The organism is Microbacterium sp. (genome assembly GCF_051953575.1).
Taxonomy (GTDB): domain Bacteria; phylum Actinomycetota; class Actinomycetes; order Actinomycetales; family Microbacteriaceae; genus Microbacterium.
Map to the genome: position 1 here is coordinate 1 of NZ_JBQCIP010000190.1, position 7833 is coordinate 7833.

The 7833-nt window shown below is 72.3% G+C and carries 5 protein-coding genes; 2 read left to right on the forward strand and 3 right to left on the reverse strand.

The genetic code is table 11. From position 1 onward, the window contains the following. The first annotated feature begins 64 nt into the window (after positions 1 to 64). Both ACTHNQ_RS11730 and ald read left to right on the forward strand, forming a co-directional pair. Complete coding sequence (locus ACTHNQ_RS11730) at positions 65 to 1054, forward strand: asparaginase (RefSeq protein ID WP_440333588.1); 990 nt, start codon at positions 65 to 67, stop codon at positions 1052 to 1054. Positions 1055 to 1109: 55 nt separating this feature from the next. Then, the gene (gene ald, locus ACTHNQ_RS11735) at positions 1110 to 2225 is read left to right on the forward strand and encodes an alanine dehydrogenase (protein ID WP_440333590.1); all 1116 of its coding nucleotides are present in this window, start codon (positions 1110 to 1112) and stop codon (positions 2223 to 2225) included. Positions 2226 to 2301: 76 nt separating this feature from the next. On the opposite strand, the gene ACTHNQ_RS11740 is transcribed toward ald, so the two are convergent. The 3 genes from ACTHNQ_RS11740 to ACTHNQ_RS11750 form a co-directional block, all read right to left on the reverse strand. Further along, entirely contained in the window at positions 2302 to 3867 is a 1566-nt protein-coding gene (locus ACTHNQ_RS11740) for an APC family permease (RefSeq protein WP_440333592.1), read from the reverse strand. A gap of 32 nt (positions 3868 to 3899) precedes the next feature. Then, entirely contained in the window at positions 3900 to 6803 is a 2904-nt protein-coding gene (locus tag ACTHNQ_RS11745) for an FtsK/SpoIIIE domain-containing protein (protein ID WP_440333594.1), read from the reverse strand. 66 nt (positions 6804 to 6869) lie between these two features. Beyond that, positions 6870 to 7778 (reverse strand): PP2C family protein-serine/threonine phosphatase, encoded by a 909-nt coding sequence (locus ACTHNQ_RS11750; RefSeq protein ID WP_440333596.1) that lies wholly within the window; start codon positions 7776 to 7778, stop codon positions 6870 to 6872. Positions 7779 to 7833: the final 55 nt, after the last annotated feature.

Here is a 7833-nt window from a genome sequence, read left to right on the forward strand (position 1 = left end):
CTCACCCAGCATGCGGACAGTCTGACATGACGGCGGCGACCCGAGTCGGCGGTAGGCTTGCGGGGTGCCGCAGACCTTCGCCGCAGCCGACGCCGTGGAACTCGCCGTCGTCGAACGCAGTGGATTCGTCGAGTCGCGGCATTCCGGCATCGCGATCGTCCTCGGCGCCGACGGCACCGTCAGCGAGAGGCTCGGCGACCCGAACGCGCTGATCCTGCCCCGGTCGAGCCTGAAGCCGCTCCAGGCGCTCGCGTGCCTGTCTGCCGGCGCTTCGCTGGAGGGCGAACGCCTCGGTCTGTCGACGGCCAGTCACGCCGGCACCGATCGCCACGTCGCCGTCGTGCGCGAGATCCTCGCGTCCGCCCAGCTGGGCGAGGACGCATTGGGATGCCCCGCCGCGTGGCCGAGCGACACCGCCACACGCGACGAGATGGTCCGCGAGCTGGGCCAGCCGCAGCGCATCCGCATGAACTGCTCGGGCAAGCACGCCACGATGCTGCTCACCAGCGTCGTCAACGGCTGGGACACCGCGGGCTACCTCTCTCCCGAGCACCCCGTGCAGCTCCTCATCCGGGAGACGATCGAGCGGCTCATCGGCGAGAAGGTCGCCGCCACCGCAGTCGACGGATGCGGCGCGCCGGTGTACGCGATGACGCTGTTCGGCCTCGCCCGTGCGATCCACCGCATCGGCAACTCGTCGACGACGTCGCCGTTCGCGCTGCACCGCAGTGCCGGCGCGCTCGTCGAGGCCGTGCGGGCGAACCCCTGGACCATCGACGGCCCCGGCCGCGCCGACACGGTCGCGATCGAGAGCCTCGGCGTCTTCGCCAAGGGCGGCGCGGAGGGCGTGATGGTGATGGTCGCTCCGGACGGCACCACCGTCGCCCTGAAGATGCTCGACGGCAGCGGCCGCGCCGCGACCGCCGTCGCCCTGCGCCTGCTGGAACGTCACGGCGCATTGGACTCGTCCGCCGTCACCGAGACGATGTCGCGGCTTCCGCTCGCGGTCACCGGCGGCGGACAAGATGTCGGGGCGATCCGCCCCGCTTTCTAGAGGCGCTCCCACGAGGAGCCCGAGCGCTCCAAAGGCGGAGCGGAAAGGATCGGCGATGAGGATCAGTGTCCCCACCGAGGTCAAGAACAACGAGTATCGGGTCGCCCTCACTCCGGCCGGCGTGCACGACCTCGCGTCGGCCGGGCACGAGGTGTTCGTGCAGCGGGGCGCCGGTGTCGGCTCGTCGATGCCCGATGCCGAGTACGAGGCCGCCGGTGCCGTGCTGCTGGACGACGCCGCCGAGGTGTGGGCTCGCGCCGAGCTGCTGTTGAAGGTCAAGGAGCCGATCGCGTCGGAGTACGGGTACTTCCGCGACGACCTGGTGCTGTTCACCTACCTGCACCTCGCGGCCGACCGTCCGCTCACCGACCGGCTGATCGCCGACGGGGTCACGGCGATCGCGTACGAGACGGTGCAGCTGCCCGGTGGCGGCCTGCCGCTGCTCGCGCCGATGAGCGAGGTCGCCGGACGCCTGGCCCCCATGGTCGGCGCGTCGACGCTGATGCGCTCGGCGGGCGGTCTCGGCCTGCTCATGTCGGGCGTCCCCGGCACGCGCCCGGCGACCGTGACGGTCATCGGCGGCGGTGTCGCCGGGGCGAACTCGGCCTACATCTCCGCCGGCATGGGCGCCGACGTGACGATCTTCGACACCAACATCCAGCGCCTGCGGTTCCTGGACGACCATTTCCAGGGTCGTGTCAAGACGGCGGCATCCAATCCGCTGGATCTCGACCGTGCCGTCGTCGCCTCGGACCTCGTGATCGGCTCGGTGCTCATCCCCGGGGCGAAGGCGCCCAAGCTCGTGACGAACGACATGGTGTCGCGCATGCGGCCGGGTTCGGTGCTCGTCGACATCGCCGTCGATCAGGGCGGATGCTTCGAAGACACCCACCCGACGACGCACGACGACCCGACCTTCCGCGTGCACGACACGGTGTTCTACTGCGTCGCGAACATGCCGGGCGCCGTGCCCAACACGTCGACGTCGGCCCTCACGAACGCGACCATGCCGTATATCCGCCAGATCGCGCGCCACGGCTGGCAGGCCGCGCTGCGCGCCGACGCGGCTCTGGCAGCCGGCCTCAACACGCAGGGCGGGCGCATCGTGAACCCCGGCGTGGCGACGGCGCACGGCCTCGACCTGGCGCCGCTGGAGTCCGCGCTGGCCTGACCCGAAGAACGGATGCCGCCACCCTAGGCTCAGCGCGAGCCCGGGGCGGCGGCATCCGTCGTTCTGAGGCGGGGCGTCAGACCAGTCCGCCGTCGATCGATCGGGTGAACTCGGCGGGATCCTCGGGCACGAGCACGGGGGTCTCGCGGTTGAGGCTCTCGCCGCGGAAGAACGGCTTGGCGCCGGGGAACATCCACCACACGAGCATCAGCACGACGCCCAGCAGCAGCGAGCCGATGCCGAGGACGAACGTGCCGCCGATGCCGAACAGCACCGTGTAGCCGTAGTCGACGTCCCACATGTCGATGGCCGACTGGATGAACGCATACGTGAGCATGAGCGCGCCCAGGAGCGGGAAGATGCCCTTGAACCACAGGTTGCGGGCAGAGGTGAAGAGGTCCTTGCGGAAGTACCAGACGCTCGCGTAGCCGGTGATGCCGTAGTAGAAGGCGATGGCGAGCCCGAGCGAGAGGATCGAGTCCTGCAGGATGTTGTCACTGATGAGGGTCATTCCGATGTAGTAGACGCTCGCGACGATGCCCATGACGATCGTCGAGAACGACGGCGTCTTGTACTGCGGGTGCACGTTCATGAACTTGCGCGGCAGCGCGCGGTAGGCCGCCATCGCGAGGGTGCCCCGGGCCGTGGGGAGGATCGTGGTCTGCGTCGACGAGACCGCCGAGATCAGCACCGCGACGACCAGGACCCAGCCGAAGGGGCCGAGCAGCCCGTCCTTGATGGAGAGGAAGAAGTCGTCGGCGTTGGCCTCGTTGCCCAGGCCCGTTCCGGTGTCGCCGAGTCCGGCGTACATCATGGCCGCGACCGTCACGCCTACGTAAGTCACGAGGAGGATCACGCACGTGAGGAGCGCGGCGCGACCGGGGATGCGCTTGGGGTCCTTCGTCTCTTCGTTGAGGGCGAGGCAGGTGTCCCAGCCCCAGTAGATGAACAGCGCGAGCAGGACGGCCTCGGTGAAGCCGTGCCAGTCGGTGAACGCGACCGGGTTGAACCACGACCAGTCGATGGGAGTCGGGTTCGGCGCGGTGCCGGTGAAGAACTGCCAGACGGCGGCGATCACGAAGATCGCGAGGGCGAGGTACTGAATGCCCAGCAGCACGTTCTGGATGCGTTCGCCGATCTCGACGCCGCGCCAGCTGATCCAGGTCATCGCGAGGATGAACACGACGCCCGTGGCGGTCACCAGCGGCACGTTGTCGGACAGCAGCGCGTCGTCGGGACTGCCGATGATCCCGTCCACGAGGGCCCACAGATAGATGCCGCCGATCTGTGCGAGGTTGGCGAGCACGACCATGCCGGCGACGGCGACGCCCCAGCCGCCCAGCCAGCCGGTGACCGGGCCGAACGCCTTCGTGCCCCACGTGAACGTGGTGCCGCAGTCGGGCACGTCGTTGTTGAGCTCGCGGTAGGCGAACGCGATGAACAGCATCGGGATGAACGCGACGATGAACGCGATCGGCGCCTGGGCGCCGACGGCGAGCACCACCCAGCCGAGCGTTGCGACGAGGGAGTAGACCGGCGCGGTGGAGGCGAGGCCGATGACGGTGGAACCCCATAGTCCCAGCGTGCCGGCCGCGAGCCCCTTGCCGTCCGGTCGATCGAGATCGATGGGGGAAGTAGCCACAGAGCGACGCTAAGTGCACGACGAGGGCACGGTCAACGCGAGGTCCTGACGGTTCGGCCGGAATCGTCGAGGGGCAGGACGATGCGGACGGGGTCGGCGCCCGCAGACATGAGCCACGCCCGTCCGCGTCCCGGCTCGCAGAAGGGCGGCACGCCGCGGTACCCGGCGAGCACGCGCAGCTCCGCCGCGCACGAGGTGTCGACGACGAGGTCGTGGTCTCCGCGCACGTCGGCGAGCAGGCGCCAGTGCCGCTGCCAGTCCTCCGGTTCCCCGGTCACGACGACGCGGCCATCGGCCACCGCCGACGAGTCTGCCGCGTACTCGTCGAGCCCGCACACCCGGACTCCGGCGCGCTCCCAGGTCGCGAGCGCTTGGCGGCTCGCCGGCGACCGACGCGCGACGACCCCGGTGAGCGGACTCGACGGCGCCCACGGGGCGGCGGCGTCCGTCCCGGTGGCGTCCTGCGGCGCGCGTCGGGCGTCCTGCGGCGGGCGTCCGGTGTGGGGCGCCAAGGCGACCTGGATCGTCCGGCCGTCGAGCCGGCCGCGGCCAGCCGGTGCACCGGCCTCGAACGACGACGGATCGCCGCCCGCGCCGGCATGATCCATGCGGGTGGCGTAGGGCAGCATCAGCCGTCGGGGGAACAGCTCGGCCAGCCGCGCGACCGCGCCGGGCGTGCGGTGTGCTCCCGCCACGACGACGGCCCCGGCGTCGCCGGCCCGCCGGACGATGAGATCGAGCCGCTCCCACAACGTCGCCGCGTACTCGACGGGGAACCGGCCGGCGATGGCGTCGAGGTCGTCGCCCACGACGAGCGTGCCGGCCGAGGGGGGCTGCTCGGCGAGGGCGGTGACGGCATCCCACAGCCCCTCCGGATCGGCAGGCAGTCGCACACTCCGCGGGGCCTGCGCACAGACGAGGTCGAGCACGTTCGACACGCCCGACCCGGGTCCGCCCAGCACGAGGAGTCCGCGATCGGCGGAGGTCAGGGCGACGACGGGCTGACGCTGCCGCTCGGGCTCGTCGGCCAGACCCAGCAGCACCGCGCCGACCGGTGCGTCCGGGCGGTCCGCGATCTCGGCGAGCGCGAGGCGACCCGGCAGATCGGGCAGCCAGGGCCGGCGCGGCGTCTCGTCACCGACGCGCGCGACGGCGGCTCTGACGTCCTCGGGCCCTGACAGCGCGATGCGCACGGCGATCGGCTGGCTGTCGGCGGCGCGCCGGACGAGCGCGGCACCGCGCCCGGCAGCTCCGCCCGGCAGCAGCGCGGCATCGTCCACGCCGAGGAGCGCACGGCTGTCGCTCGCGTCGGTGACCCGCAGGCTGACCCGCAGCGGACAGTTCGCCAACAGGTTCTCGCGGATCACCCCGGCCGACCGCTGGGTGCCCAGCACGAGGTGGATGCCGAGCGCGCGGCCGCGCGCGGCGAGATCGGCGAACACGGCGTGCAGCTCGGGGTGGTCGGCCAGGAGGGCCGCGAACTCGTCGACGACCACCACGAGCCTCGGCAGCCGCACGCGCGGGTCGAGGATGTCGCGGGCGCCGGCGGCCGCGATCGCCGATTCCCGTCGACGGAGCTCGGCCCGCAGGCTCTCGATCGCCCGCCGCGCGCCCGCGCCGTCGAGGTCGGTGATGACGCCGGTGACGTGGGGCACGTCGGCCAGGGCGTCGAAGGCGGTGCCGCCTTTGAAGTCCGCGAGCAGGAACGTCACCTCATCGGCCGGCCGCGTCGCGCACAGTGACAGGATCCACGTGATGAGCAGTTCGCTCTTGCCGGAGCCGGTGACGCCGGCGACCACCGCATGCGGCCCGTCGTGCACCAGGTCCACAGCGAACGGCTCGGCGCCGGCCCGCCCGATGACCGCCGGCAGGCCTCCCCCATCCTCGCCGCGGCCGGACTGCTCCGCACGCAGCGCGGCGAGGAGGACCGGCTCCGCGGAATCCCGGGCCAGGCCGAGGCTCTGCTCGGCGCGAGCCGCGAGCACGGCGGCGATCGCCTCGGCCTGCGGGAGCGAGACCGCCTCCACCGCCAGCTCGGCGCCCTCCCCCGCCAGCTCCAGTCGCGCCCTCCCGGGTGACGCCACGGTGACGACGGCGGCGCACTGCGGCGGCAGCGGGTCGCCGGGCCGACTGCGGGCCAGGGCGATCTCGGCATCCGCGGGAACCCGGCCGCCGGGCGCGACGACCGCGACCCGGACCCCCGTGCGGGCGGCGCGATGCGGCAGCGCTGCCGCCCACGCCAGCTCGTCGTCGCAGGGGCCCACGATCCGCAGCTCGCCCGGCGCGTGCGCGAGGCACAGCTGCAGGAGGAGGGCTCGCTGCACAGCAGCTGCCAAGGCGTCGGCGCCGACCACGACGACCCCGCCCTCGGCGGCCACAGTCACCGGGGCGGCGTCGAGCCGGCCGGCACGACGACGCAGGGCAGCGGCATCCGCATCCCCGTCGCCCCCAGTGATCCGCACTCCGCTGACGCGCTCGCCTCCGCCGACGACGATCGATCGGACGGCACCGCCGCGCCAGATGTCGTCCGGGCGGACGTCGAACCGCGCCACGTCGGGATGCCGCGCCCACAGCTGCGCCCGCTCGGTGTCGTGACGCGCCGTCACCGCCCGCGACACGCGCTCACGAGCCTGGGCGGCGTCGACCGCTGCGCGGCGTCCGTCACGACGCGCCGCGCGGCGCGCGTCGAGCAGCGTGGCTGCGGCGAGCAGCGGTCCGAGCAGCGCGAACCAGAGCGAGAAGATCGACCCCGTCACCAGCCACAGCGCGACGGCCCCGACGACGGGGACCACGGCGGCGACCAGCGGCAGTGGCGGACGAGAGGGCGCTACCCACGCGGCGGGGAGGGTCAGGGCCTCGCCATCCGTCAGCGCCGGGGGCCGATCGTCGACGGCAGACCCGTCAGCGGAAGGCAGGGAGTGGAGGGTGGATCGCACCCTCAGAGTCCACCGCGGACGCCTCGGCGCCGGAGGGCGTCTGCGTCGTTCTGGGGAGAACTGGCGTCACTCGGCGTCTGCGGAGGAAGGGGCGCTGCCCTCGGGGTCGGCCCCGCCCGCCACGTCGATGGGTCCGGTGTCGGCGTCGGCAGGGTCGGCGGCCGCTTCCGGCTCGGCCGAGCCTGCGTGGTCGCGGTCACGCGCGGCGGCCGGATCGGCGACGTCGAGCACCACGATCGTGATGTTGTCGCGGCCGCCGTTCTCGAGCGCGGCCTCGAGCATCGCGGTCACCGCGGCGGCCGGGTCGGCGTTCTCGTCGAGGAAATGGCGGATGCCGTAATCCGTCAACTCTTTCGTCAGACCGTCGGAGCAGATGACGAAGCGATCTCCGTCGGCGACGTCGAGGCGGACGTAGTCGGGCTTCACGCCGTCGCTCGGGCCCACCGCGCGCGTGATGACGTTGCCGTACGGGTGGTTCTCGGCTTCTTCGGGGCTGAGCCGTCCGGCGGCCACGAGCTCCTGGACGACGGAGTGGTCGGTCGTGATCTGCACGATGGCCCCGTCGCGCACGAGATACACGCGCGAGTCGCCGATGTTGAGCGTCACCCAGTGGGCGGCCTCGCCGCTCGTGTCGAGGAACACCCCGGTCACCGTCGTCCCGGTGCCGTCATCGGTCGCCTCGGGGTGCGACGCGATGTCCTTCACCGCACGGGCGAGCGCCTTCTCGATCGTCTTCGGGTTCACGACGCCGGCATCGGCGACCGCCGTGAGGCGCTCGATCGTGCTCGCGCTGGCGATCTCTCCCCCGACGTGACCGCCCATGCCGTCGGCGACGACGAAGAGGGGGTAGTCCGCGAAGAACGCGTCCTGGTTCACCTCGCGCCGGCGCCCGGTGTCGGTGGCAGCTGCCCATGAGAGCTCGAGCACGCCACCGGGAACCGGGACGGTGCGCGACTGGGTGGAGACCTCGGGCACGCCCTGTCCTCCCGATCGACGGCATCGAGACCGGGCGGCCCCGCGTCATCACATA

Coding starts and splice junctions, on each gene's coding strand:
- ald (WP_440333590.1), top strand. CDS start 1,110: ATGAGGATCAGTGTCCCCACCGAGGTCAAGAACAACGAGTATCGGGTC.